The following is a 24,601-nucleotide window of genomic DNA, read 5'->3' as shown; positions in this document are numbered from 1 at the left end:
GGTCAGTCGGCAAGCCGTCTTGATCGATTTCTGAAGCCTCGAAGGGGCCGCCGGTAGCGGGGCCACCCTCAAGGGGCTTCTCTCTACAGTCTCAAGGCGAACGCTTAGCGTCGCTTGGCCATCTCGTTGATGAAGCGGTCGAACAGTGGCGCCACATCGTTCGGGCCCGGGCTCGCTTCAGGGTGACCCTGGAAGCTGAACGCGCTCTTGTCGGTGCGTTCGATACCTTGCAGGGTGCCGTCGAACAGCGATTTGTGGATCGCGCGAACGTTGGCTGGCAGGGTTTCTTCGTCTACCGCAAAACCGTGGTTCTGGCTGGTGATCATTACGACGCCAGTGTCCAGATCCTGCACCGGGTGGTTGGCACCGTGGTGGCCGTGGCCCATTTTCAGGGTCTTGGCGCCGGAGGCCAGAGCCAGCAACTGGTGACCGAGGCAGATACCGAATACCGGAGTTTCGGTTTCCAGCACTTCCTTGATCGCCTTGATGGCGTAGTCGCATGGCTCCGGGTCACCAGGGCCGTTGGACAGGAACACGCCATCCGGTTTCAGTGCCAGTACGTCGGCAGCAGGCGTTTGCGCCGGCACGACGGTGACGCGGCAGCCGCGCTCGACCAGCATGCGCAGGATGTTGACCTTGACGCCGTAGTCGTAGGCAACCACGTGGTATGGCAGCTCGGAGGCTTCGATGGTCGCGTGGCTGTCGGTTTTCAGATCCCAGACTGTCGAGCGCCATTCGTATTGCTTCTTGGTGCTGACGACTTTGGCCAGATCCATGCCCTTCAGACCCGGGAAGCCTTGCGCAGCGGCGATGGCGGCTTCTTCGGAGATGTTGTCGCCGGCCATGATGCAGCCGTTCTGGGCGCCTTTTTCCCGAAGGATGCGGGTCAGGCGACGGGTGTCGATACCGGCGATTGCCACAACATTGTTGGCCTTCAGGTAATCGTCCAGGGACATCGTGTTACGCCAGTTGCTCGCCACCAGCGGCAGGTCACGGATGACCAGACCGGCAGACCAGACGCGATCCGACTCGGCATCTTCCGGCGTGGTGCCGGTGTTGCCAATGTGCGGGTAGGTCAGGGTAACGATCTGTTGGGCGTAGGAAGGATCGGTAAGGATTTCCTGATAGCCGGTCATTGCGGTGTTGAACACCACCTCACCAACGGTTTGACCGTCGGCACCAATGGCTTCGCCGCGAAAAATGCTGCCATCAGCAAGGGCAAGTATGGCTGGCTTAGTCAAGAAGACCTCCCGTAAATAACGCATGAAAGGGCGATCGCAGGTTGTAAAAAAGCGGAATGACGTATGGACACGTCACCCCGCTTGTTCACTGAATTATTCTGCGCGCTTTTAGTGGACACACTAAAGCTGTAGCTTACAGAAAAAGGCTTTTTTGGTCTACCGCCAATGAGCCCGAAAGGGCAGAGAATGCGACAGGGCGTCGCTCGGCGGAAAAAACCGGGCTCAAACATATGGTTTGAACCCGGTTTCTGGAGCACTTAATGCAGATCGAGCACGTCTTGCATGTCGTAAAGACCCGGCGCACGACCATCCAGCCACAACGCAGCACGCACCGCGCCCTTGGCGAAGGTCATGCGACTGGAAGCCTTGTGCGTGATCTCAAGCCGTTCGCCCTCACAAGCGAACAGCACCGTGTGATCACCCACTACATCCCCACCGCGCACCGTGGCAAAACCAATGGTTTCACGCTCGCGCACACCGGTGTGACCCTCACGCCCATAGACTGCAACTTTCTGCAGATCACGGTCCAGCGCGCTGGCAATCACTTCACCCATGCGCAACGCCGTACCTGACGGCGCATCGATCTTGTTTCGGTGATGCGCTTCGATGATTTCGATATCCGCATCATCGCCGAGCACACGCGCAGCCATATCAAGCAGCTTCAGCGACAGATTGACCCCGACACTGAAGTTGGCGGCGAACACGATGGGAATATCCTTGCCCGCCTCCGCCAACAGACGCTTCTGCGCGGCATCCAGCCCGGTCGTGCCGATGACCATGGCCTTGCCTGCCTTACGACAGAAGGCCAGGTTTTTCAGCATGACTTCAGGCAGCGTGAAATCGATCAGCACATCGAACTCATCAGCTACTGCTTCGACATGACCAGACAACGGCACGCCGATTCGCCCCAGCGATGCCAGCTCACCGGCATCGACGCCAATCAGCGTGCTGCCCGGGCGAACGATCGCGGCAGTCAGCCCGGTCAGCGGCGCGCGCTGCTGCACGGCCTCGACCAGGATCTTACCCATGCGCCCGGCGGCGCCCATCACTGCAATACGTCGCATGCCGACTCCTTACAAATCGCCGAAGAAGCGCTTTACACCATCGAACCAACCGGTGGTTTTCGGCGAGTGGCTGTTGTCATCGGCCAGCGAGCTGCGGAACTCTTCCAGCAATTCACGCTGACGACGGTTCAGATTGACCGGGGTCTCGACAGCCACACGGCACATCAGATCGCCCGCACCGCCGCCACGCACTGGAGCAACGCCTTTGCCACGCACGCGGAATTGCTTGCCGGTCTGGGTGCCTTCAGGAATTTTCAGCTTGACGCGACCGTCGAGGGTCGGAATCTCCAGCTCGCCGCCCAGCGCTGCATCGACAAAGCTGATTGGCACTTCGCAGAACAGATGCTTGCCGTCACGCTGGAAGATGTCGTGTTCGCGGACATTGATGACCACGTACAGGTCGCCAGTCGGACCACCCTGAGTTCCCGCCTCGCCTTCGCCAGACAGACGGATGCGGTCGCCAGTATCAACGCCGGCCGGCACTTTGACCGACAGGGTTTTGTACTCTTCGACACGACCGTCGCCGTGGCAGGAATCGCACGGATCGGAAATGATCTTGCCTTGGCCATGGCAGCGCGGGCAGGTCTGCTGAACCGAAAAGAAACCTTGCTGCATGCGCACCTGACCGATGCCGCCGCACGTCGGGCACGTCGAAGGCGACGAGCCTTTCTTGGCGCCCGAGCCATCGCACGGCTTGCAATTGACCAGCGTCGGCACGCGGATATTCACCGAGGTGCCGCGCACCGCTTCTTCCAGATTCAGCTCCAGGGTGTAGCGTAAATCGCTGCCACGCTGGGCGCCGCCACGGGAACCGCCGCGACCGCCACCGAAGAAATCACTGAATACATCGCCAAAGATGTCAGAGAAGTTCTGACCGCCGAAACCGGCACCGCCGCCGCCCATGCTCGGATCAACGCCTGCATGACCGTACTGGTCGTACGCCGCGCGCTTGCTCGAATCGGACAGCACTTCGTAGGCCTCATTGGCCTCTTTGAACAGTTCTTCCGATGCTTTGTCATCGGGATTACGGTCCGGGTGATGCTTCATCGCCAGACGGCGATAGGCCTTTTTCAGGTCCGCATCGCTTGAGCCACGCTCAACACCCAACACTTCGTAATAATCACGCTTTGCCATAAGTTCTTCGCACTCTTGAGGACGTTCGGCAAACCCCTCCTGAGGATGGCCAAACTCGTTGAGCCCCAATACAGGCCCGGACCCAACTCACGTCAATTCAACGATCCTGGTCTTTGATTCATGCGGTACTTTCGGCGCGAAAAGCAGGAGCATTCCCGGCCATACCACCAACACGCGAGCCTTGTCGCATGCTGTAAAAATTCGCGTATTCCAGATACGCCAACGCGGGAGCAAGCTCCCGCGCGGCGACATCCTACCAGTCACCGCCTGAAGGCAGTCAACCGGCCGACCAACAACTTACTTGTGGTCTTTAACTTCTTCGAACTCAGCATCGACAACATCGTCGGCTTTTTCAGCTTTCTCGTCTTGCGGTGCTGCGCCTTCAGCAGGCTGAGCCTGTTCGGCGTACATCTTCTGAGCAACCGGAGCGGAGACTTTCGACAGCTCTTCGACTTTCGCTTCGATGGCAGCCTTGTCGTCGCCTTTCACAGCGGCTTCCAGAGCAACCACGGCAGCTTCGATCGCGGTTTTCTCTTCGGCGGTAACTTTGTCACCCGCGTCAGCGATCATTTTGCGAGTCGAGTGAACCAGTGCATCACCCTGGTTACGGGCGCCAGCCAGCTCTTCGAACTTGCGGTCTTCCTCGGCATTCGCCTCGGCGTCACGCACCATGCGCTCGATTTCTTCGTCGGACAGACCGGAGTTGGCCTTGATCACGATCGACTGAGTCTTGCCGGTGGCCTTGTCTTTCGCGCCAACGTGCAGGATGCCGTTTGCATCGATGTCGAAGGTTACTTCGATCTGCGGCACGCCACGTGGTGCAGGTGGAATGTCGGCCAGGTCGAACTTGCCCAAGGACTTGTTCTGCGTGGCTTGCTTACGCTCGCCTTGCAGGACGTGAATGGTCACGGCGCCCTGGTTGTCGTCGGCAGTCGAGAACACTTGCGATTTCTTGGTAGGAATCGTGGTGTTTTTCTCGATCAGCGCGGTCATCACGCCGCCCATGGTTTCAATACCCAGGGTCAGCGGGCTGACGTCGAGCAGCAGAACGTCTTTCACGTCACCGGCCAGAACGGCGCCCTGGATGGCAGCACCCATGGCAACAGCTTCGTCCGGGTTAACGTCTTTACGCGCTTCTTTACCGAAGAAATCGGTAACCAGCTTCTGTACCAGCGGCATACGGGTCTGACCACCGACCAGAATCACGTCGTTGATCGCGCCAACGTCCAGACCTGCGTCTTTCATGGCGATGCGGCAAGGTTCGATGGTGCGCTGAACCAGGTCTTCAACCAGTGCTTCGAGCTTGGAACGCGAAATTTTCACGTTCAAGTGCTTAGGACCGGTGGCATCTGCAGTGATGTACGGCAGGTTGACGTCGGTCGACTGAGCGGACGACAGCTCGATCTTGGCTTTCTCAGCGGCTTCTTTCAGGCGCTGCATGGCCAGCGGGTCACCTTTAAGGTTCATGCCGCTTTCTTTCTTGAATTCGTCAACGAGGTAGTCGATCAGACGAATGTCGAAGTCTTCACCGCCCAGGAACGTGTCACCGTTGGTGGCCAACACTTCGAACTGGTGCTCGCCGTCAACTTCAGCGATCTCGATCACGGAAACGTCGAAAGTACCGCCACCCAGGTCATAAACGATCACGGTGTGATCGCCCTTGGCCTTGTCCATACCGTAAGCCAGAGCGGCTGCGGTTGGTTCGTTGATGATACGTTTAACGTCCAGACCCGCGATGCGGCCGGCGTCTTTGGTCGCCTGACGCTGGCTGTCGTTGAAGTAGGCCGGAACAGTGATCACTGCTTCAGTGACTTCCTCGCCGAGATAATCTTCGGCGGTCTTCTTCATCTTTTTCAGGATTTCAGCCGAGATTTGTGGCGGTGCCATTTTCTGGCCGTTCACTTCAACCCAAGCGTCGCCGTTGTCAGCCTTGGCGATCTTGTAAGGCACCATCTGGATGTCTTTCTGCACAACTTCTTCGTCAAAACGACGACCGATCAGACGCTTTACGGCGTACAGAGTGTTGTGCGGGTTGGTGACTGCCTGACGCTTGGCAGACTGACCAACCAGAATTTCGCCATCGTTGGCGTAAGCGATGATCGACGGCGTGGTACGCGCGCCTTCAGCGTTTTCAATAACTTTTGCTTTGCCGTTTTCCAGCACGGAGACGCAGGAGTTGGTAGTCCCCAGGTCGATACCGATAATTTTGCCCATGTTAACTCTCCCGAAACTTTGGATTTGGATGCCGCAGCAGTGGTGGCTGACTGCGGTAGCACTTAAACGCTTGACTTCTAAATGGGGGCCTTGCGGCTAATTTCAAGCCTGCTCATCAATAGAAGGCGAAACTGGCGCTGGCGCCTTGCTGACCACGACCATGGCCGGGCGCAGCAGGCGACCGTTGAGCTGATAGCCCTTCTGGAACACCTTCAGAACGCTGTTCGGCTCGACGTCTGCGCTTTCCTGCATGGCCATTGCCTGATGCTGAACGGCGTTGAACGGTTCGCCATGCGGATCGATCGCTTCAAGCTGATAACGCTTGAGGGTGTCGTGGAACATTTTCAGGGTCAGCTCGATGCCTTCGCGCATCGGACGGATGCTTTCGTCGTCCGGGTTCGACAACTCGAGGCCGCGCTCCAGACTGTCGACGATCGGCAGCAGGTCGCTGGCGAATTTTTCCAGCGCAAACTTGTGCGCCTTCTCCACGTCCTGCTCGGCACGACGACGGACGTTCTGCAGATCGGCAGCAACACGCAGAGACTGATCCTGCGCGGCGGCCAATTGCTCTTCGAGCACTTGTACACGGGTCGCCAGGTCGTCACCCGAACCCTCGGGCGCCTGATTGGCTTCTGGGTTTTGCTTATCTACTGTCTGTTCGTCAGCCATAGAATTCTCCTTTCAATATCGTCCGCGAGTTCGACTCGCGCTTCTGTCCCGATATATGGGGCCGCAAAATCAGGCTTCAAGGGGGCTCAAGCATTAACCCTACAAAAAAGTGCTGCTTTTTTTCATTCCTCGATGAGCTAAGCATTTGAAACGCTCAAGCGAATCGACCTAAGTGAGGGCATTGTCAGCGCCAAACAAAACACTGTATAAATAACCAGACCTAAAGCCTGGGAGCGGCCTTTATGCTGGTGCACCTGTCCGTACATAACTACGCCATCGTTGAACATCTCGATCTTGAACTTGATCGCGGGATGAGCGTGATCACAGGGGAAACCGGCGCCGGCAAGTCGATCATGCTCGACGCCCTGGGCCTGACCCTTGGCGATCGTGCCGACAGCGGAGTCGTCCGCCCGGGCGCCGACAAGGCCGATATCCTGGCAACCTTCGACCTGGCCGATATCCCCGAAGCCAGCGCCTGGCTGGCCGAGCGCGATCTGGACATCGACGGTCCGTGCATCTTGCGCCGGGTCATTACTTCGGAAGGACGCTCTCGTGGCTATATCAACGGTACGCCCTGCCCGCTAGGCGATTTAAAGTCGCTTGGCGAATTACTGATCGATATCCACAGCCAGCACGAACACCAGTCTCTTCTGAAAACCGATACCCATCGTCGCCTGCTGGACGAATACGCTGGCGCGACCGACCTCGCCCGCCAGGTACAACTGGCGGCGCAGCGCTGGCGTCAGACTCGCCAGGAGCTGGAGCGTCTCTCCAACTCCGGCGACGAACAACGCGCTCGCCATCAACTGCTCAGCTACCAACTCGAAGAGCTCGAAAACCTCGGGCTCGGCGATAACGAACTCGAACAGCTGGAACAGGAACACAAGAACCTGACCAATGCTGAAACCCTGCTCGGCATTTGCCGACAAGTGGTCGAACAATGCAGCGAAAGTGATTCCGGCAATGTGCTGAATGCACTGACCGCCAGCCTCAATCGCCTGTCGAGCGTGAACAATTCCGTTGTGGCCCTCGGCGAAGCCAGCAGTTTGCTGACCAGCGCACAGATTCAGGTCGAAGAGGCTGTCGGTGAGCTCAATCGCTTCCTCGATAACTTCGATGCCGACCCGGCACGCCTGCAATATCTGGAAGAGCGCCTCGACGCCATTTACACGCTGGCGCGCAAGCATCGGATCCAGCCGACAGAAGTCGGTGAAATGCAGCAAAAACTGCTGGATGAAATCGAAACGCTCAATGCCAATGACGAATCCATTGAGCGATTGGGCGAAGAGTTGGCCTCCTATGCCCGCCACTATCAGGAAAAGGCACGGGAGCTGAGCGATTTGCGCCATCAGGCAGCCGGCAGCCTGGCTAGTGCGGTGGAGTTGGAGATTCAGCGTCTGGGCATGCCTGGCGGTCGATTCACCATTGAGCTGCGCGCCAACAGCAGCGACGAACTCTTGCCTAATGGCCTCGAACAAGTCGAATTGCTGGTGAGCGCCAACCCCGGCCAGCCGCTGAAGGCGCTGGCGAAAGTCGCATCCGGTGGTGAGCTTTCGCGGATCAGCCTGGCAATCCAGGTAATCACCGCGCAGACCTCTCGTGTTCCAACCCTGGTGTTTGACGAAGTCGACGTGGGCATTGGCGGCCCCACGGCTGAAATTGTCGGCCAGTTATTGCGCCGACTCGGTGAGCGCGGTCAGGTATTGACCGTCACGCACTTGCCACAAGTGGCGGCTCAGGGGCATCAGCACTTGTTCGTGCACAAGGTACGCGGGGAAGAGGCAACGCACACCGCCGTTTCCAAGCTGAGCAAGAACGACCGTATAGAAGAAGTGGCACGGATGTTGGGCGGTATCGATCTGACCAAAGAGTCTCTGGCGCACGCGAAGAAAATGGTCGTCACCGCAAAAGTTTAAGAATGGCAGAAAGCACGAAGGCGACCCTTGGGTCGCCTTCGCTCGTTTCGCGAACCTGAAATTCGCGCGACATGCTTACTTTTTCTTGCGTACGTACAGCACCAGATTGTGATCCACCATCTCAAAGCCATGCTTCTCGACGATCGACTTCTGAAGTTTTTCGATTTCTTCGTCGAAGAACTCGATCACTTCACCGGACTCCACGTCGACCATATGGTCGTGGTGGCCACCGTCGGCCAATTCAAACACAGCGTGGCCGCCGTCGAAGTTGTGACGGACCACCAGGCCAGCGGCTTCGAACTGGGTCAGAACACGGTAAACCGTGGCCAGACCGACGTCCTCGCCCGCTTCCATCAACGCCTTGTAGACGTCCTCGGCACTCATGTGACGCTGCTCTGTAGAGTCGAGCATTTGCAGGATCTTGACCCGTGGCAGGGTCACTTTGAGGCCAGCTTTGCGTAGTTCGCTATTTTCAACCATGGTCAGCTTTCTCGCGATGCTGCTTCGCAGCTTCTCTTAATACGGGTATGATCGGCGTTTACGTTGTCCCAGCCAAGATAGTGGAAGTCGCCCACCGATGCAAAACACCAAGCTCTTGCTAACCAGTTTCACCTTTGTGGGACTGCTCGCACTCGCCGGTTGTTCATTCCCCGGGGTTTACAAAATCGACATCCAGCAGGGCAATGTCGTCACGCAGGACATGATAGACCAGTTACGCCCGGGAATGACCCGGCCGCAAGTACGGTTTATCATGGGCAACCCTCTGCTTGCCGACACGTTCCATGCCGATCGCTGGGATTATCTGTATAGCCTGCAACCTGGTGGCGGTGAACGTCAGCAGGAACGCATGAGTGTTATTTTCAACTCGAACGACCAGCTCGTCAGCCTGTCCGGTGACTTTATGCCGGGCGTGAGCCGTGACGAAGCGATTCTCGGCAAGGACAGTGGCACCAACGTGGCCGCTCCTGCTGAAAACGCCGAGAAGCCAACACCGGAAAAACCGGTCAAGCCAGGCTCCCTGCTGGATCAGATCCAGAAGGACGTTGATGGTGTAGAAACCGTTCCGGTTCCGACGCCAGAGCCGCTGGACACCTCGCCGCAATAATTTGCGACGCAATAAAAAACCCGGAAATTCCGGGTTTTTTATTGTCTGCCGTTTGGCTTCCTACTGATTTCGAGCTTTCGCCTCAGCTGCCTTGGCAGCACGCAAACGCCGCACCTCTTTCGGATCGGCGAGCAACGGTCGGTAAATTTCGATGCGATCCCCAGCCTGAATAAGGCGAACCTCTGGATCAGCGATTACTTTGCCGAAGATCCCTACCGGGCATTCCGCCAGATCAAGCTCAGGGAACTCGTCGCCAATTCTGGACTTGAGCAAGGCATCACGTACCGTTACCCCTTCGGGAACACTGACCGTGCGCAAGACCTGACGATCAACGGCCGCATACACGACCTCTATTTCGATCACCGACTCAACCATGCATCTGTTTGGCACGCTGACAGAATGCATCCACCAGCGTGTTCGCAGCCTGATTGAACAGCGGCCCCAGCGTGGCACGCACAATCGGCCCTGCGTAGTCGAACGACAGATCGAGACTGATCTTGCAGGCCTTCTCGTTCAGCACCTTGAATACCCAGACGCCGTGCAACTGATTGAACGGGCCTTCTTCGAGGTTCATCTCGATCGATTGCCCCGGCACCAGCGTATTGCGCGTCACGAAATGCTGACTGAGGCCGCCCTTGGCCACGCCGACACTTGCACGCATATGCTCAGCCGAGCTCTCCAACACCTCGGCAGACGAGCACCACGGCAGAAATTCCGGATAACGCGCCACGTCATTGACCAGGTCGTAGAGAAATTGCGCCGGGTAAGGCAGCAGCGCCGATCGTTGAATATGTGTCGTCATGTAAGCGTTACTTCCAGAGCTGAGCGGCAAACACTACAAGAATGCCGATGGGCGCCACATAGCGCATCAGGAACAGGGACAGGGCGAACAGCGCCGGATTGCGGATCGACAATTCGTCGCGCACCGCTTCACGGCCCATCACCCAGCCTGCAAACAACACGAAACACAAACCACCGAGTGGCAACATGATCCGCGAGGTGAAGAAATCGATCACGCCGAAGAAGTCCAGACCGCTTGCCGCACCCCATTGATAGAGATGGAACATCCCGCCTTCGTTCACGAAAAACTTGGCTTCCTTCCAGATATTGAAGGAAAACACAGTGCCCAAACCGACGAACCAGCAGGTAAAAGCCAACCAGAATGTGACCCAGGCGCGGCTGATTTTCGTGCGTTCAACCAGGTACGCGACCATCGGCTCCAGCAGGGAAATCGCCGAACTCCAGGCGGCAACCGCCACCAGTACGAAGAACACTACCCCCATCAACTGACCGAACGCTACGTTACCAAAGGCAAATGGCAGACTGACGAACATCAGGCCAGGGCCTTCGCTCGGGTTCAGGCCCGCGGCAAACACGATTGGGAACAAGGCCAGACCAGCCACCAGCGATACAAACGTATCGAGCAGCGCCACACCGACGACCGTGCCAGAAAGCGATGAATTCTTCGGCATGTAAGCGCCGTAGATCATGATCGAACCGACGCCCACGCTCAGCGAAAAGAACGCATGGCCCATCGCCGGGAGCAATCCGTCGAGGACTTTTTCCGGGTGGAAGTCGAACATGAAATGCACGCCTTCCATGAAATGCCCGGTGCTCATGCTGTAGCCGAGCAGCACCAGAATCATCACAAACAGCAACGGCATCATGATTCGCAGGCTGCGTTCAAGCCCGGCGACCACGCCTTTGGCGATCACCAGCGCTGAAAGCAGCATAAAAATCGTGTGCCAAAGTGTCAGGCGCCACGGATCAGCGATCACATTGCCGAAGTAGGCACCGACCTGAGCGGCCGTGGCACCTTGAAAGTCGCCACGGCCCATATCGATGATGTAGTCCAGCGACCAGCCGCCGACCACACTGTAGAAAGACAGGATCAACAACGCCGTGATCATCCCGGCGAAGGCGCCCCACGACCACTTGCCCGAATGCCCGGCTTCCACCGCCAGCACCTTCAAAGCATTGGCCGGACTCTGCCGCGCGCGGCGGCCGATAAGGGTTTCAGCCAGCATGACCGGGATCCCGATCAACGCGATACATGCCAGAAACATCAGCACAAAGGCGCCGCCGCCGTAGACTCCGACCATGTACGGAAACTTCCAGATACTACCCAGTCCCACGGCCGAACCGGTCGCGGCGAGTATGAATACCCAGCGGCTAGCCCAACTGCCGTGGACAGAAACCTTGTCTGTCGACATCGTTTATCACGCCCAAGCGTTAGAAAAAGAGGCCGCATTGTCCGGGATTCACTCAACCTGCTCAAGCACGCAGCATCACCGTAGCCGACAGCCGTTTATCTCCATATAATGCCGCCCCTATGGCTAAACAGAAGAAACACCCAACAGGGACCATCGCGCAGAACAAAAAGGCGCGACACGATTACTTCATCGAGCATAAGTTCGAGGCTGGTCTGGTCCTGGCCGGCTGGGAAGTAAAAAGTCTGCGGGCAAGCAAGCTGCAACTGGTCGACAGTTACGTGCTGCTCAAGGATGGCGAGGCTTGGCTGCTCGGCAGTCACATCACGCCTCTGATGACCGCCAGCACCCACGTCATCGCTGACCCGACGCGCACGCGCAAGTTGCTGCTCAACCGCCGCGAGCTGGAAAAACTCGCCGCGGCAGTGCAGCAAAAGGGTTACGCCTGCGTATGCCTGTCCTGGTACTGGAGCAAGCACATGGTCAAGTGCGAGATTGCTTTGGGCAAGGGCAAGAAGGAATACGACAAGCGTGATACCGAGCGCGAACGCGACGCCGGTCGTGAGTTGCAGCGCGCGGTGCGCAACAAGGGCAAGGAAGACTAGTCTTCCCCCCAAAAGCAAAGCTCGCAGCCTGCGGCAGCTCCTACAGGGAAATACGAATCCCCGTGTAGGAGCTGCCGCAGGCTGCGATCTTTTGCTTAAAAAATCACATTCCCTTGCGCCGCTCCGCCCGAGCCATGCGCTGAACTTCCTGCCGCACCTCTTCCAGCACTTCCTGCACATACAAAATGTGGCGACTGGAAACCTCCCGTGCCTGCTCCGCACGTCCCTCAATAATCGCCAGATACAATTCTCGATGCTGGGTGATCAGCATGTCGCGGGTTTCCGTGCGCTGCTTATACATGCCGCCGATGTTGGTCACGACGTTACGCTTGAGCAGATCGAACAACCCACGAATGGTGTGCAACAACACGGCGTTGTGGCTGGCCTCGGCAATCGCCAGATGAAACTTCGCATCCGCCGCACCCTCTTCCGCCCGGCTCACTTCGTCATGACGCGAATAACAGTCCTGTAACTCTTCAAACGCCGCAGTCAGCCGTTCGCGATCCACATCGGTTGCGCGCAATGCAGCGTAATAGGCGCACGATGCCTCCAGGGTATGCCGGAATTCCAGCAAATCGCGCTGCGCCTCCGGATTGCTTTCGAGCAGTTGCAGCAGCGGATCGCTGAACGTCGAACCCAGCGACTCCACCACATAGTTGCCACCGCCCTGCTTGCTGATCAGCAAACCCTTTGCGGCCAGCTTCTGAATCGCTTCGCGCAACGATGGACGCGAAACCCCGAACTGCTCGGCCAGCGTGCGCTCAGCCGGCAGCCGCTCACCGGACTTCAGCGTGCCCTCGAGGATCATCCCCTCGAGCCGCTCGACAATATCGTCAGACAAACGGCGCTGACGTATCTGATCAAACCCCATAACTCACTTCTCCACGAGCCCGACCGCTCGCCGGGCTCTCTATTCTGGCCTATCGGCGCCATCACGACACCTACCAGAAAACGCTCGCTCGAACGGATCAGATGACTTCTGCACCGCTTATTCGACAAAAGTTTCAGGGCGACAAATTGACACACCCATATCAAGGCTTTTACCCTAGCCAACAGCGATTGTAAATTGGTCTTACCAATTAACCAAGAACGCTGACAGTGCCTGACCAACAACAATTAGGGGCCACCCCATATGCAAACCTGGCAACAGATCTACAGCCCGCTCGGCAGTCTCGGCGTTTCCGCACTCGCGGCCGTCATTCCCATCGTTTTCTTCTTCCTCGCGTTGGCGGTGTTCCGCCTCAAAGGTCATGTGGCCGGTAGCATCACGCTCGCCTTGTCCATCGCCGTGGCCATTTTCGCTTTCCAGATGCCGGTCGACATGGCGTTTGCCGCTGCCGGTTATGGTTTTGCCTATGGTTTGTGGCCGATTGCCTGGATCATTGTCGCGGCGGTATTCCTGTACAAGCTGACAGTCAAAAGTGGTCAGTTCGAAGTTATTCGCAGCTCCGTACTGTCGATTACTGATGACCAGCGCCTGCAGGTGCTGCTGATCGGTTTCTGCTTCGGTGCATTTCTGGAAGGTGCCGCCGGTTTCGGTGCGCCGGTCGCGATTACCGCTGCACTCCTTGTAGGCCTGGGTTTCAACCCGCTGTATGCCGCAGGCCTGTGCCTGATCGCCAACACCGCGCCGGTTGCATTTGGCGCCCTGGGGATTCCGATCATCGTGGCCGGCCAGGTCACCGGTATCGACGCCTTCAAAATCGGCGCCATGACCGGTCGCCAGCTACCGCTGCTGTCGCTATTCGTGCCGTTCTGGCTGGTGTTCATGATGGACGGCATGCGCGGCGTGCGTGAAACCTGGCCGGCTGCACTGGTTGCGGGCCTGAGCTTTGCCATTACTCAGTACTTCACTTCGAACTTCATCGGCCCGGAACTGCCGGACATCACCTCGGCCCTGGCCAGCCTGATCTCCCTGACCCTGTTCCTGAAAGTCTGGCAGCCAAAACGTACCGCTGGCGCACAAATCGCCGGCGCGACTTCCAGCGCCGCCATCACCGGCAGCGTCGGCGGTTTCGGCCAGAAGCGCGCCACCGCGGTTTCCCCTTACAGCCTCTGGGAGATTTTCATCGCCTGGTCGCCGTTCCTGATCCTCACCGTGCTGGTGACGATCTGGACGCTCAAGCCTTTCAAAGCCATGTTCGCCGCTGGTGGCTCGATGTACGCGTGGGTGTTCAACTTCGCGATTCCGCATCTTGATCAATTGGTGATCAAAACTGCACCGATCGTGGCCGCTCCGACCGCCATTCCAGCCGTGTTCAAACTTGACCCGATTTCCGCGACCGGCACGGCGATTTTCTTCTCCGCACTGATCTCGATGCTGGTGCTGAAGATCAATTTCAAAACTGGTCTGACCACTTTGAAAGAGACCTTCTACGAACTGCGCTGGCCTATTCTGTCGATTGGCATGGTGCTGGCTTTCGCGTTCGTCACCAACTATTCCGGCATGTCCTCGACCATGGCTCTAGTGCTGGCGGGTACTGGCGCAGCGTTCCCGTTCTTTTCGCCGTTCCTGGGCTGGCTGGGCGTATTCCTCACCGGTTCCGACACATCGTCCAACGCCCTTTTCAGTTCGCTGCAAGCCACCACCGCGCACCAGATCGGCGTCAACGACACCCTGCTGGTCGCGGCAAACACCAGCGGCGGCGTCACCGGCAAGATGATCTCGCCGCAATCCATTGCTGTGGCCTGCGCTGCGACCGGTCTGGTCGGTAAAGAGTCGGATCTGTTCCGCTTCACCCTCAAGCACAGCCTATTCTTTGCAACGATCGTCGGCCTGATCACGCTGGCGCAAGCCTACTGGCTCACTGGCATGCTGGTGCACTAAACCTACAAGAAGACTACAAGCAACATGGAAATAACCGACGCCGGTTCGTGATTCCGGCGTCAGCAATTCACAACCCGGTCTGTAAGGCTGCTGAAAGCAACGCTCTTTATATTCAGCAGCCTCAGCGGACGGATAACCGGGACAACCCGGAGACACGCCTGATGAGCGAGCTTTTTTACAACGCTGTGCCGAACGCGACCCGCGTGGCACCGCCACTGCCCGAACCTCGGCAATACCCCAGCGAGAAACCGTCGCGGGTCTACCTGTTCGGGACGTGCGTGGTCGACCTGTTCTACCCCGAAGCCGGGATGGACGCGATCCACTTGCTGGAGCGCGAAGGGATTCGGGTCGAGTACCCGCAAGGGCAAAGTTGCTGCGGACAACCGGCCTACACCTCCGGTTACACCGAGCAGGCGCGGACGGTGGCGCGCTCGCAGCTGGCGCTGTTCGCCGGGGATTATCCGGTGGTGGTGCCATCGGGCTCCTGCGCCGGGATGTTGCGCGAACACTACGCCGACTTGTTCAAGGACGAGCCAGAAACCTTGAAACAGGTTCAGGCCCTCGCGGCACGAACCTACGAATTGGCAGAGTTTCTGCTGTTCGTCTGCAAAGTGCAGCTCAAGGACAGCGGCGAGCCGGTAAAAGTCGCGCTGCACACGTCGTGTTCTGCGCGTCGCGAGATGAACACCCACCTGCACGGCCGCGAGTTGTTGGCGCAGTTGAGCAATGTGGAACGGGTCAACCACGACCACGAAAGCGAATGCTGTGGCTTCGGCGGGACATTCAGCGTCCGAATGCCAGATATTTCCGGCGCGATGGTGGCTGACAAGACCCGGGCGTTGAAGGAATCCGGCGCACACAGGATTTTGAGTGCTGACTGCGGCTGTTTGATGAACATCAACGGCTCGCTGGAGAAACAACAGGAAGCGTTGCGCGGCCAACATCTGGCCAGTTTCCTGTGGCAAAGAACCGGAGGTGCGCAATGAGCACTTCCGCGATTATTCCTACGGTCGCCGTAGAAGAAGATTTCCGCACCCGGGCGCACAACGCTTTGGGTGACCCGCAGTTACGGAACAATTTCCGCACTGCCATGGATTCACTGATGACCAAGCGGGCAGCGGCTTTTGGCGATGCCCACGAAAGAGAACATTTGCGCGCACTGGGCAACTCGATCAGAGCCCGCGCGCTCTCCAAGTTGCCCGACCTGCTCGAGCAACTGGAACAGAACCTGACCCGCAACGGTGTGACAGTGCACTGGGCGGAAACGGTGGACGAGGCCAATGGCATCGTCTTATCGATCATCCGTGCTCACGAGGCGCGGCAAGTGATCAAGGGCAAATCGATGGTCAGCGAAGAGATGGAAATGAACCATTTCCTCGAGGCTCAAGACATTGAATGTCTGGAGTCCGACATGGGGGAATACATCGTCCAGCTCGACCAAGAGAAGCCTTCACACATTATTATGCCGGCGATCCACAAGAATGCCGGTCAGGTCGCGTCCTTGTTCCACGACAAACTTGGCGTGGAATACACCAAGGACGTTGACCAACTCATTCAGATCGGTCGCAGAGTCTTGCGGCAGAAATTCTTCGAAGCGGACATCGGCGTTTCCGGCGTCAACTTCGCCGTGGCCGAAACCGGTACCCTGCTGCTGGTGGAAAACGAAGGCAACGGCCGGATGACCACCACTGTGCCGCCGGTGCACATCGCCGTCACCGGCATCGAAAAAGTCGTCGAAAACCTGCGCGACGTGGTGCCGCTGTTATCGCTGCTGACCCGTTCGGCGCTGGGCATTCCGATCACCACTTACGTCAACATGATCTCCGGCCCGCGCAAGGAGCATGAACTCGACGGCCCGCAAGAAGTGCATCTGGTGCTGCTCGACAACGGTCGCAGCCAGGCCTTTGCCGACAGCGAATTGCGCCAGACCCTGAGCTGCATTCGCTGCGGCGCCTGTATGAATCATTGCCCGGTCTACACGCGAATCGGCGGCCACGCCTATGGGGAGGTTTACCCCGGCCCTATAGGAAAAATCATCACCCCACACATGGTCGGTCTGGCCAAGGTGCCGGATCACCCGAGTGCGTCTTCGCTGTGCGGTGCCTGCGGTGAAGTGTGTCCGGTAAAAATTCCTATCCCCGCATTGCTACGTCGCCTACGCGAAGAAAACGTCAAAGCCCCGGACAGCCCTCATCAAGTGATGCGCGGTCAGGGCAGCAAGTATTCGCGCAAGGAACGCTTTATCTGGAACGCATGGGCCAGGCTCAATAGCTCGCCAACGTTGTATCGGCTGTTCGGCTTTTTCGCCACGCGCTTGCGCGCCCTCACGCCAAACAATGTCGGCCCATGGACGCAGAATCACAGCGCACCCAAACCCGCCGCCCGCTCACTGCACGACATGGCCCGCGAGCATCTGGCCAAACAGGGAGACCGCTGATGAGCGCCAAGCAAAATATCCTCGCCAAACTGCGGAAAAGTCTGACCGGCGCCACGCCGATTGCTGACGATTTCGATGTAGAACTGGTAACTCAGCCGTACACCTACAGCGCCGAACAGCGCATTCCGCAATTGCGCAAATTGATGGAAGCGGTCCATACCGAGATTCATCTGACATCTGGCGAAGAATGGCCTGCACTGCTCGCACAATTGCTGCACGACCGTCAGCTGCCGAGCCTGTTGATCGCACCAACTACGCCACACGGTGCAAAAATCACTGAACACTGGGCGAACAATCCTGATCTGCCGGCACTGAAATCCTACGACCGGCCGATGGAAGAATGGAAAGCCGAGCTGTTCAACGACACCCCGGCCAGCCTCACCGGCACCCTGGGTGCCATTGCCGCCACCGGCAGCCTGATTCTCTGGCCAACCCGCGAAGAACCGCGCCTGATGAGCCTGGTACCGCCCGTACATTTCGCCCTGCTCAAGGCCAGCGAAATCCGCGACAACTTCTACCAAGTGCAGCAGGAATTCAACTGGGCCCAAGGCATGCCGACCAACGCGTTGCTGGTGTCCGGCCCGTCGAAAACCGCTGACATCGAGCAAGTGCTGGCCTACGGCGCCCACGGTCCGAAAGACCTGGTGGTTTTGATCCTGGAGGACCAATGACGCTTCCGGCGAATTTCCTGCGTGATGCGCAACAACTGATTCCGGCGGATCGCCGCTTCGACGATCCGCTGTCGACATTGGCTTTCGGCACCGACGCCAGTTTTTATCGACTGATTCCGCAGCTGGTGATCCGCGTTGAATCCGAAGATGAAGTGGTAACGCTGCTGCAATTGGCGCAGCGCGATCACGTACCGGTGACCTTTCGCGCGGCCGGCACCAGTCTCTCCGGGCAGGCGATCAGCGATTCGGTGCTGATCGTGCTTGGGGATAACTGGAACGCTCGCGAAATACGCGGCCAAGGCACGCAAATCCGTCTGCAACCGGGGGTGATCGGCGCACAGGCCAACGCGTGGCTGGCGCCATTCGGACGCAAGATCGGCCCGGACCCGGCCTCGATCAACGCCTGCAAAATCGGCGGCATCGTCGCCAACAACGCCAGCGGCATGTGCTGCGGCACCGCACAAAACACTTATCACACACTGGCCGGCATCCGCTTGGTACTGGCCGACGGCACGCGATTTGATACTGAAGACGCCGCCAGCGTCGCGGCGTTTCGTGCAAGCCATGGTGATCTGCTTGAACGCCTGGCGACGTTGAGCCGCGAGACCCGCGCCAATGCCGAACTGGCTGCCAGAATCCGCCACAAATATCGTCTGAAAAATACCACAGGCCTGTCGCTCAACGCCCTGGTGGATTTCGACGAGCCTGTGGATATCTTGAGCCACCTGCTGGTCGGCTCCGAAGGCACGCTCGGTTTTATCAGCGCGGTGACTTACGACACCGTCATCGATCATCCGCACAAGGCTTCAGCGCTGATCGTGTTCCCGGATGTGGAAACCTGCTGCAACGCAGTCACCGTGCTGAAAAGCCAGCCAGTGTCAGCGGTAGAGCTGCTGGATCGACGCAGCCTGCGCTCGGTGCAGGACAAACCGGGCATGCCCGCTTTCGTACAGCAGCTGTCGAACAATGCCTGCGCCCTGCTGATCGAATCCCGCGCCGCCTCTTCCACGCTGCTACAGGAACAACTGGCGCAGATCATGGCGTCGATCAGCAGCTTCCCGGTAGAAAAGCAGGTCGACTTCAGCGAAGACCCAGTTGAAAACGCCCGCCTCTGGGCGATCCGCAAGGACACCTTCCCCGCCGTCGGCGCCGTACGTAAAACCGGCACCACGGTGATCATCGAGGACGTGACCTTCCCGGTTGAACAACTGGCAATCGGCGTAAACCGCTTGATCGAACTGTTCGAAAAACATTCCTACGACGAGGCGATCCTTTTCGGACATGCGCTGGAAGGCAATCTTCACTTCGTCTTCACCCAAGGCTTCAACAACCCGGAAGAAGTCGCACGCTATCAAGCGTTCATGGACGATGTCGCGCAACTGGTGGCGGTGGAGTTCGGCGGCTCGCTCAAGGCCGAACACGGCACCGGACGCAACATGGCACCGTTTGTTGAGCTGGAATGGGGCAGCGACGCCTACCAACTGATGTGGCAGCTCAAACGCCTGCTCGACCCCAACGGTATTCTCAACCCGGACGTGGTGCTCAGCGAAGATCCGCAGATCCACCTCAAGCATCTGAAACCGCTGCCGGCGGCTGACGAGATTATCGATAAGTGCATCGAGTGCGGCTTCTGCGAACCGGTTTGCCCGTCGAAAGGCCTGACCCTGACCCCGCGCCAGCGCATCGTGATCTGGCGCGATATTCAGGCGAAAAAACGCGCAGGCATCGACACCACTGAACTGGAGAAAGCCTACGAGTACCAAGGCATCGAAACCTGCGCTGCCACCGGATTGTGTGCGCAACGCTGCCCTGTAGGCATCAATACCGGCGAGCTGGTGAAAAAGCTTCGCGGCCGACACGCAACGCACAAGAAAACCGCCGACTGGATCGAAGGAAATTTCGCCAAGACGCTGCAAGGCGCGCGCTTTACTCTGCATGTGGCCAACGGCGCGCGAATGCTGATGGGCGCGCCGCGTCTGGCGAAGTTATCAGCGAGCCTGACCCGATTGTCCAAGGGACAGGTGCCGTTGTGGACAAACGCGATGCCGCAACCGGAGAGAGCCATTCGCTTCAGTCCGAGCGTGTCGGACGAACGTCCGCGCGTGGTTTATCTGGCAGCGTGCGTCTCGCGGGTCATGGGGCCGGCGGCGGGTGACAAAGAGCAGATGTCGCTGTACGACAAAACCCGTGGGCTGCTGGAAAAGGCCGGTTACCAAGTGGTCTTTCCCGACAATCAGGACAGCCTTTGCTGCGGCCAACCATTCGCCTCCAAAGGCTATGCCGAACAGGCCGAACATAAGCGTCAGGAGCTGATCAGCGCGTTACTCCACGCCAGTCGCGGCGGGCTAGATCCGGTCTACTGCGACACCAGTCCGTGCACGCTGCGGCTGGTGCAGGACGTGGGAGATGTTCGCCTGGACCTGTACGACCCAGTGCGTTTCATTCGTACGCATCTGCTCGATCGGCTGGATTTCACTCCTCAGGATGCGCCGATTGCCGTTCACGTAACGTGCAGCACTCAGCATTTGGGTGAGAGCCAGGCGTTGATTGATCTGGCGCGCAAGTGCAGCAACAACGTGGTGATTCCGGAAGGCATTCATTGCTGCGGTTTCGCAGGGGACAAGGGCTTTACCACGCCGGAACTGAACAGCCACTCGCTGCGCACACTCAAGGACGCGGTGCAGCATTGCAGTGAGGGGATTTCCACGAGTCGCACGTGCGAAATCGGGCTGACACAACATGGTGGAATCGACTATCACAGCCTGGTTTATCTGGTTGATCGGGTCACTCGAGCGAGGGCCTGCTGAAGAAAATCAGAACCCTTGCGCGAGACGGTAGTCCACTGAACAAGCCCCGAATAATCGGGGTTTGTCCTCCTTTCGATGGCCCGTTCTCACGGTCAGCGAAGTCCGGATTCCTCAGTGCAAGGAGAAAAAAATGAAGCATTCTGTACTGCTAGGTCTGTTCGTTACTGCCTCGATGATGGCCTCGACTTCCTTCGCCGATTCAAAGCCTGGCGACCTGTGCGAAGCGAATTTGCAGAAAATCAACAACTCCAAGTCGCAATACCAAACGTCGCCCGATCTGAATGCGCGCGTCTCGGCCAGCGTGAGCAAAGCCCAAGCCCTCAAGGCTCAGGGCAGGATCGACGACTGTCTTGCGGAAACATCGCAAATCATTTTAGAAATCGATAAGTCCTCGGGTGACGCCAAACAACCATGAGCCGATCTATTCCGGTCGGCCTAACCGGTTATTTGAAGGGAATGGCATTTCAATACCAGATGTAAAAAAAACCGAATTCCTGCGTGCCGTCGCGGTCGATTGAACAGGCCCGAAACGAACGCGGCCTGATACGAACTCGGCATCGCCGCCAGATCGTCCGGCAGCACCGAGACCAACCGTTCAAGGAGATACCCATGAAGCATTCTGCAATTGCTGGATTGTTCATCGCTGGTGCCCTGCTGACGTCGCCGGTGTTCGCGGCAGACAAAGACCTTTGTGCCGGGAATCTTCAAGCCATCAAAGACTTCGTCACCAGTCAGCCATCCCTTCCTGAAACATCCATGAACAACATCAAGGCTGATCAGGAAAAAGCCCTGGCGGCTCAAGCGGCCGGCAACGACAAGGATTGCGTGGAGATCACCTCGGGCCTCATGACGAAAATGCAGATCCGTAACCCAACACGTAACTGACATACCTCAAGGCCAACCTTCGGGTTGGCCTTACACGCCGATTGGCGTACACTGCGCAGGCTTGTTGCTCACCAAGATGTACAGAGCAATGAGTTCGGGGCCGTTTAGGATTCGACGCCGGTTGCGAAACTTTAGGTGCATGCCGAGTTGGTAACAGAACTCGTAAATCCACTGTTGCAACTTCTTATAGTTGCCAATGACGAAACCTACGGGGAATACGCTCTCGCTGCGTAAGCAGCCTTAGCCTTCCCTTCTGGTACCTTCGGGTCCAGCAATCATCAGGGGATGTCTGTAAACCCAAAATGATTGTCATATAGAACAGAATCGCCGTGCAGTACGTTGTGGACGAAGCGGCTAAAACTTACACAACTCGCCCAAAGCACCCTGCCCTTCGGGTCGCTGAGGGTTAACTTAATAGAAACGGCTACGCATGTAGTACCGACAGCGGAGTACTGGCGGACGGGGGTTCAAATCCCCCCGGCTCCACCAACTCAACGACAAAGCCCGCCCAGTGCGGGCTTTGTCGCATCTGGAGATTGGAAAATTGTTGCGGATTCACGCCCGCTTCAGCAGCTTTTCAACAACATCCTCTCCGCTTCTGTCGACCGAACAAAAACCCTATTTTGAAATATCGTCATACGCCCGCTCGCGGCTCAACGCGCTTGAGCACGTCTCACTCGGCAAGCCCGCCCGAGCATCTATGTCTTGTGAAGGCGTTACGCCATACTCCCTGATCTGTAGCTAAGCGTTTTCGGGCAAGGGAAGGGAAGTATGAGAAAGAATATTATCCATTTGCTGTTGGCGATAGGCGCATCACTCAGCATCGCTGGTTGTGCTAGTGGATACAAAGAATTCTACACCCCTAGCCCAGGCGCAACCCCTGAAGCGATATCGTCAACTCGCGCCTCAGCCGCGCCGCTAATGCCTGCTGTGGAACGATCGGCATTTGGAGACACAGATCAAGTGTTGGCAAGGTACGCAAAACGCGGGTATCTGGTCATTGGCGAGTCGAGTTTTAACAGCGGTGAGAGGGTCTCCGAGGATGAAGCAATAAAACAGGGTCAGGCAGTTGGTGCAGACCTAGTTCTAGTGTTCATTCCGCAGTACACGGGATCTGTTACTTCGAGCATGCCAATCACTACCCCCACTACAAACACCTCTTACACCACCGCGAATGCTACTGCATACGGGCCAAGCGGCCCGGTATCAGCTTACGGTAACGCAACGACCACCACGTACGGGAGCAGCACGACGTACATCCCCGTAACCGTTGACCGTTCTGATTACGGCGCTATTTACTTTGTAAAAGGTCGATTTCGGATTGGAGCATTCGTTCGCAACCTGAACGACCTTGAACGTCAGTTGCTGGAAACAAATCAGGGCGTGGTGGTGACTGCGATTGTCGATGACAGTCCGGCATACAGAGCGGATCTCCTCACCGGCGATATGATCATAGCGATGGATGGGGAAAGAGTTTCCAATCAAGAGGCGTTCAGCCGTATGGGTTCTCTGAAGAAGGGCCAAGCCGTAAAAATGTCGTTGATAAGACAAGGCCGCGCAATTGAAAAAATCATTCAGGTAGGCAACTGAAAAAGCTTTGGTGAACATCCCAGCATCTTGTATCCCCTGATGTATCCCCATAATCACTGATCTCGGATTGAATCAATGATTACTGGTGCTTTAGACGCGAGTTTAACTTACCCCGACCCACCAACTCTCAACGACAAAGCCCGCCCAGTGCGGGCTTTGTCGCATCTGGAGATTGGAGATCGGGATTTGATCACCAGCCCCGTTGGACGCGCGTACCGCCCCGGATCTATGCTTCGGAGCACTCTGGCAATAACCCAAGGAATCTCATGAACATCTGGCTCGGCGCCGCACTGGCTGCCCTACTTTCACTGTCTGCACACGCCGCGACTACCGACATCCCGCCAAGAATCCAGCAGGTCAACTACAAAAGCGGCCACGGCAGCGTGCAGTTCAAACAGTCGATCAAGGGCTATAAAACGGCGGAGTACAAACTCAACGCCAAGGCTGGGCAGATACTGACCGTGGACTTCAAGCCCACCAACACGTCTGCCTACTTCAACATCACCGCCAAAAATTCCGATTACGCCCTGTTCAACGGTTCGATGGCGGGCAATCACTTTCTCGGTTCGCTGCCCGCCGATGGCGAGTACACGGTGCAGGTCTATCTCATGCGCAATGCTGCCCGGCGAAATGAAGTGGCCGACTACGAGATTTCACTGATCCTCGCCAACGGCGACGCTGTGGATAACAACCCGGCATTCGACCAGAACCTGGAATTGCAGGGCATCCACTTTCATGTAAAAGCGGATCAGGTCGACGGCAAATCCATCGTGCGCATCGAACCCAAGGGCCTGGAAATCGACAACACGGTGCAGACCCGTACGCTCAACGGCAATATCGTCCGCGCCGAGATTGGCGATCTGAATAACGACGGCTCACCTGAGATCTACGTCTTCACTCGCACACCCGGGCGCGGTATGCCGGGCGAACTGATCGCCTATTCCGCCAACAACAAAAAATCCCTGAGCGAAATCTATCTGCCGCCCATCAGCGAAAACCCGAAAATCGCCGACGGATATCAGGGTGAAGATTCATTTGCCGTGGTGGAGAACACGCTCGTGCAGCGCTTCCCGGTTTACGACAGCGCCGACGCGGGTGCCGGCCGGACGGGGAAGATGCGGCAGGTTCAGTACAAGTTGGTGGCGGGAGAAGCAGGGTGGATTTTGCGTGAGGACAAGGTGACGGAGTATTGAGCGAGACGCTTTTCCAGTCGACAAGACAGAGCA

22 protein-coding genes and 1 other RNA gene are annotated in these 24,601 nt (G+C 57.5%); 13 read left to right on the top strand and 10 right to left on the bottom strand.

All coding sequences use genetic code 11. From position 1 onward, the window contains the following. Positions 1-104: 104 nt before the first annotated feature. The 5 genes from carA to grpE all read right to left on the bottom strand — a co-directional run bounded on the left by carA (position 105) and on the right by grpE (position 6,322). The gene (carA, locus tag ACA061_RS03700; protein ID WP_150604095.1) at positions 105-1,241 is read right to left on the bottom strand and encodes a glutamine-hydrolyzing carbamoyl-phosphate synthase small subunit; all 1,137 of its coding nucleotides are present in this window, start codon (positions 1,239-1,241) and stop codon (positions 105-107) included. A 257-nt stretch (positions 1,242-1,498) separates the two neighbouring features. After that, the gene (gene dapB, locus ACA061_RS03695) at positions 1,499-2,305 is read right to left on the bottom strand and encodes a 4-hydroxy-tetrahydrodipicolinate reductase (protein WP_150604096.1); all 807 of its coding nucleotides are present in this window, start codon (positions 2,303-2,305) and stop codon (positions 1,499-1,501) included. Positions 2,306-2,314: 9 nt separating this feature from the next. Then, the gene (dnaJ, locus tag ACA061_RS03690; RefSeq protein WP_038357478.1) at positions 2,315-3,439 is read right to left on the bottom strand and encodes a molecular chaperone DnaJ; all 1,125 of its coding nucleotides are present in this window, start codon (positions 3,437-3,439) and stop codon (positions 2,315-2,317) included. Positions 3,440-3,736: 297 nt separating this feature from the next. Further along, positions 3,737-5,653, bottom strand: a complete 1,917-nt coding sequence (gene dnaK, locus ACA061_RS03685) for a molecular chaperone DnaK (RefSeq protein ID WP_150617089.1) — start codon at positions 5,651-5,653, stop codon at positions 3,737-3,739. Positions 5,654-5,755: 102 nt separating this feature from the next. Next, positions 5,756-6,322, bottom strand: a complete 567-nt coding sequence (grpE, locus tag ACA061_RS03680) for a nucleotide exchange factor GrpE (protein WP_042557580.1) — start codon at positions 6,320-6,322, stop codon at positions 5,756-5,758. A 242-nt stretch (positions 6,323-6,564) separates the two neighbouring features. Here grpE and recN point away from each other — a divergent pair, with 242 nt between their 5' ends. Beyond that, complete coding sequence (recN, locus tag ACA061_RS03675; protein ID WP_210701352.1) at positions 6,565-8,238, top strand: DNA repair protein RecN; 1,674 nt, start codon at positions 6,565-6,567, stop codon at positions 8,236-8,238. Positions 8,239-8,313: 75 nt separating this feature from the next. Here recN and fur read toward each other — a convergent pair whose 3' ends face one another. Next, positions 8,314-8,718 (bottom strand): ferric iron uptake transcriptional regulator, encoded by a 405-nt coding sequence (fur, locus tag ACA061_RS03670; RefSeq protein WP_150595101.1) that lies wholly within the window; start codon positions 8,716-8,718, stop codon positions 8,314-8,316. 97 nt (positions 8,719-8,815) lie between these two features. Here fur and ACA061_RS03665 point away from each other — a divergent pair, with 97 nt between their 5' ends. Beyond that, entirely contained in the window at positions 8,816-9,343 is a 528-nt protein-coding gene (locus ACA061_RS03665) for an outer membrane protein assembly factor BamE (RefSeq protein WP_210701351.1), read from the top strand. 60 nt (positions 9,344-9,403) lie between these two features. On the opposite strand, the gene ACA061_RS03660 is transcribed toward ACA061_RS03665, so the two are convergent. From ACA061_RS03660 to ACA061_RS03650, 3 genes are read right to left on the bottom strand one after another with little or no spacing between them, the layout of a single operon-like run. Then, the gene (locus ACA061_RS03660; RefSeq protein ID WP_497300628.1) at positions 9,404-9,718 is read right to left on the bottom strand and encodes an RnfH family protein; all 315 of its coding nucleotides are present in this window, start codon (positions 9,716-9,718) and stop codon (positions 9,404-9,406) included. Next, positions 9,711-10,145 (bottom strand): type II toxin-antitoxin system RatA family toxin, encoded by a 435-nt coding sequence (locus ACA061_RS03655; RefSeq protein WP_150604100.1) that lies wholly within the window; start codon positions 10,143-10,145, stop codon positions 9,711-9,713. The genes ACA061_RS03660 and ACA061_RS03655 overlap by 8 nt, the downstream gene beginning before the upstream one ends. Before the next feature lie 7 nt (positions 10,146-10,152). After that, positions 10,153-11,556 carry a sodium-dependent transporter gene (locus tag ACA061_RS03650; protein ID WP_497300627.1) on the bottom strand — a complete coding sequence of 468 codons (1,404 nt, stop codon included), beginning with the start codon at positions 11,554-11,556 and terminating at the stop codon, positions 10,153-10,155. 119 nt (positions 11,557-11,675) lie between these two features. Between ACA061_RS03650 and smpB the strand changes: the two genes are divergently transcribed. Beyond that, the gene (gene smpB / locus ACA061_RS03645; RefSeq protein WP_007900551.1) at positions 11,676-12,158 is read left to right on the top strand and encodes an SsrA-binding protein SmpB; all 483 of its coding nucleotides are present in this window, start codon (positions 11,676-11,678) and stop codon (positions 12,156-12,158) included. A gap of 103 nt (positions 12,159-12,261) precedes the next feature. On the opposite strand, the gene ACA061_RS03640 is transcribed toward smpB, so the two are convergent. Next, positions 12,262-13,029 (bottom strand): FCD domain-containing protein, encoded by a 768-nt coding sequence (locus ACA061_RS03640; protein WP_150604102.1) that lies wholly within the window; start codon positions 13,027-13,029, stop codon positions 12,262-12,264. Between the two features lie 261 nt (positions 13,030-13,290). Between ACA061_RS03640 and ACA061_RS03635 the strand changes: the two genes are divergently transcribed. From ACA061_RS03635 to ACA061_RS03590, 10 genes are all read left to right on the top strand, one after another. Continuing rightward, positions 13,291-14,985: a lactate permease LctP family transporter gene (locus ACA061_RS03635; protein WP_497300625.1), complete on the top strand. Its 1,695-nt coding sequence runs from the start codon at positions 13,291-13,293 to the stop codon at positions 14,983-14,985. A gap of 161 nt (positions 14,986-15,146) precedes the next feature. Next, the gene (locus ACA061_RS03630) at positions 15,147-15,971 is read left to right on the top strand and encodes a (Fe-S)-binding protein (protein WP_115147485.1); all 825 of its coding nucleotides are present in this window, start codon (positions 15,147-15,149) and stop codon (positions 15,969-15,971) included. Further along, a complete protein-coding gene (locus ACA061_RS03625; protein ID WP_210554494.1) occupies positions 15,968-17,422 on the top strand; it encodes a LutB/LldF family L-lactate oxidation iron-sulfur protein in 1,455 nt (484 codons plus the stop codon). Before ACA061_RS03630 ends, ACA061_RS03625 begins: the two co-directional genes overlap by 4 nt. Beyond that, positions 17,422-18,093 carry a LutC/YkgG family protein gene (locus ACA061_RS03620; RefSeq protein WP_497300623.1) on the top strand — a complete coding sequence of 224 codons (672 nt, stop codon included), beginning with the start codon at positions 17,422-17,424 and terminating at the stop codon, positions 18,091-18,093. Before ACA061_RS03625 ends, ACA061_RS03620 begins: the two co-directional genes overlap by 1 nt. After that, positions 18,090-20,900 carry an FAD-binding and (Fe-S)-binding domain-containing protein gene (locus ACA061_RS03615; protein WP_497300622.1) on the top strand — a complete coding sequence of 937 codons (2,811 nt, stop codon included), beginning with the start codon at positions 18,090-18,092 and terminating at the stop codon, positions 20,898-20,900. The genes ACA061_RS03620 and ACA061_RS03615 overlap by 4 nt, the downstream gene beginning before the upstream one ends. A 130-nt stretch (positions 20,901-21,030) precedes the next feature. Then, positions 21,031-21,315 (top strand): PA2433 domain-containing protein, encoded by a 285-nt coding sequence (locus tag ACA061_RS03610; protein ID WP_210701346.1) that lies wholly within the window; start codon positions 21,031-21,033, stop codon positions 21,313-21,315. Positions 21,316-21,509: 194 nt separating this feature from the next. Next, positions 21,510-21,785: a PA2433 domain-containing protein gene (locus tag ACA061_RS03605; RefSeq protein ID WP_150617082.1), complete on the top strand. Its 276-nt coding sequence runs from the start codon at positions 21,510-21,512 to the stop codon at positions 21,783-21,785. Positions 21,786-21,881: 96 nt separating this feature from the next. Further along, positions 21,882-22,274, top strand: a transfer-messenger RNA (tmRNA) gene (gene ssrA / locus ACA061_RS03600). Between the two features lie 282 nt (positions 22,275-22,556). Beyond that, positions 22,557-23,375, top strand: a complete 819-nt coding sequence (locus ACA061_RS03595; protein ID WP_497300620.1) for a PDZ domain-containing protein — start codon at positions 22,557-22,559, stop codon at positions 23,373-23,375. A gap of 266 nt (positions 23,376-23,641) precedes the next feature. Beyond that, positions 23,642-24,568 (top strand): hypothetical protein, encoded by a 927-nt coding sequence (locus ACA061_RS03590; RefSeq protein ID WP_497300619.1) that lies wholly within the window; start codon positions 23,642-23,644, stop codon positions 24,566-24,568. Positions 24,569-24,601: the final 33 nt, after the last annotated feature.

Source organism: Pseudomonas sp. LBUM1668 (genome assembly GCF_059695715.1).
The sequence above is the reverse complement of the archived record's forward strand: the minus strand, read 5'-3'. Positions and strand labels throughout refer to the sequence as shown.

What these genes read in the sequence shown, in the direction of transcription:
- grpE (WP_042557580.1), bottom strand. Translation starts at nt 6,322, where the DNA reads ATGGCTGACGAACAGACAGTAGATAAGCAAAACCCAGAAGCCAATCAG.
- fur (WP_150595101.1), bottom strand. Translation starts at nt 8,718, where the DNA reads ATGGTTGAAAATAGCGAACTACGCAAAGCTGGCCTCAAAGTGACCCTG.
- ACA061_RS03605 (WP_150617082.1), top strand. Translation starts at nt 21,510, where the DNA reads ATGAAGCATTCTGCAATTGCTGGATTGTTCATCGCTGGTGCCCTGCTG.
- ACA061_RS03665 (WP_210701351.1), top strand. Translation starts at nt 8,816, where the DNA reads ATGCAAAACACCAAGCTCTTGCTAACCAGTTTCACCTTTGTGGGACTG.
- dnaK (WP_150617089.1), bottom strand. Translation starts at nt 5,653, where the DNA reads ATGGGCAAAATTATCGGTATCGACCTGGGGACTACCAACTCCTGCGTC.
- ACA061_RS03635 (WP_497300625.1), top strand. Translation starts at nt 13,291, where the DNA reads ATGCAAACCTGGCAACAGATCTACAGCCCGCTCGGCAGTCTCGGCGTT.
- dapB (WP_150604096.1), bottom strand. Translation starts at nt 2,305, where the DNA reads ATGCGACGTATTGCAGTGATGGGCGCCGCCGGGCGCATGGGTAAGATC.
- ACA061_RS03650 (WP_497300627.1), bottom strand. Translation starts at nt 11,556, where the DNA reads ATGTCGACAGACAAGGTTTCTGTCCACGGCAGTTGGGCTAGCCGCTGG.
- ACA061_RS03590 (WP_497300619.1), top strand. Translation starts at nt 23,642, where the DNA reads ATGAACATCTGGCTCGGCGCCGCACTGGCTGCCCTACTTTCACTGTCT.
- recN (WP_210701352.1), top strand. Translation starts at nt 6,565, where the DNA reads ATGCTGGTGCACCTGTCCGTACATAACTACGCCATCGTTGAACATCTC.
- ACA061_RS03655 (WP_150604100.1), bottom strand. Translation starts at nt 10,145, where the DNA reads ATGACGACACATATTCAACGATCGGCGCTGCTGCCTTACCCGGCGCAA.
- ACA061_RS03610 (WP_210701346.1), top strand. Translation starts at nt 21,031, where the DNA reads ATGAAGCATTCTGTACTGCTAGGTCTGTTCGTTACTGCCTCGATGATG.
- ACA061_RS03625 (WP_210554494.1), top strand. Translation starts at nt 15,968, where the DNA reads ATGAGCACTTCCGCGATTATTCCTACGGTCGCCGTAGAAGAAGATTTC.
- ACA061_RS03615 (WP_497300622.1), top strand. Translation starts at nt 18,090, where the DNA reads ATGACGCTTCCGGCGAATTTCCTGCGTGATGCGCAACAACTGATTCCG.
- smpB (WP_007900551.1), top strand. Translation starts at nt 11,676, where the DNA reads ATGGCTAAACAGAAGAAACACCCAACAGGGACCATCGCGCAGAACAAA.
- ACA061_RS03640 (WP_150604102.1), bottom strand. Translation starts at nt 13,029, where the DNA reads ATGGGGTTTGATCAGATACGTCAGCGCCGTTTGTCTGACGATATTGTC.
- ACA061_RS03595 (WP_497300620.1), top strand. Translation starts at nt 22,557, where the DNA reads ATGAGAAAGAATATTATCCATTTGCTGTTGGCGATAGGCGCATCACTC.
- ACA061_RS03630 (WP_115147485.1), top strand. Translation starts at nt 15,147, where the DNA reads ATGAGCGAGCTTTTTTACAACGCTGTGCCGAACGCGACCCGCGTGGCA.
- dnaJ (WP_038357478.1), bottom strand. Translation starts at nt 3,439, where the DNA reads ATGGCAAAGCGTGATTATTACGAAGTGTTGGGTGTTGAGCGTGGCTCA.
- ACA061_RS03660 (WP_497300628.1), bottom strand. Translation starts at nt 9,718, where the DNA reads ATGGTTGAGTCGGTGATCGAAATAGAGGTCGTGTATGCGGCCGTTGAT.
- ACA061_RS03620 (WP_497300623.1), top strand. Translation starts at nt 17,422, where the DNA reads ATGAGCGCCAAGCAAAATATCCTCGCCAAACTGCGGAAAAGTCTGACC.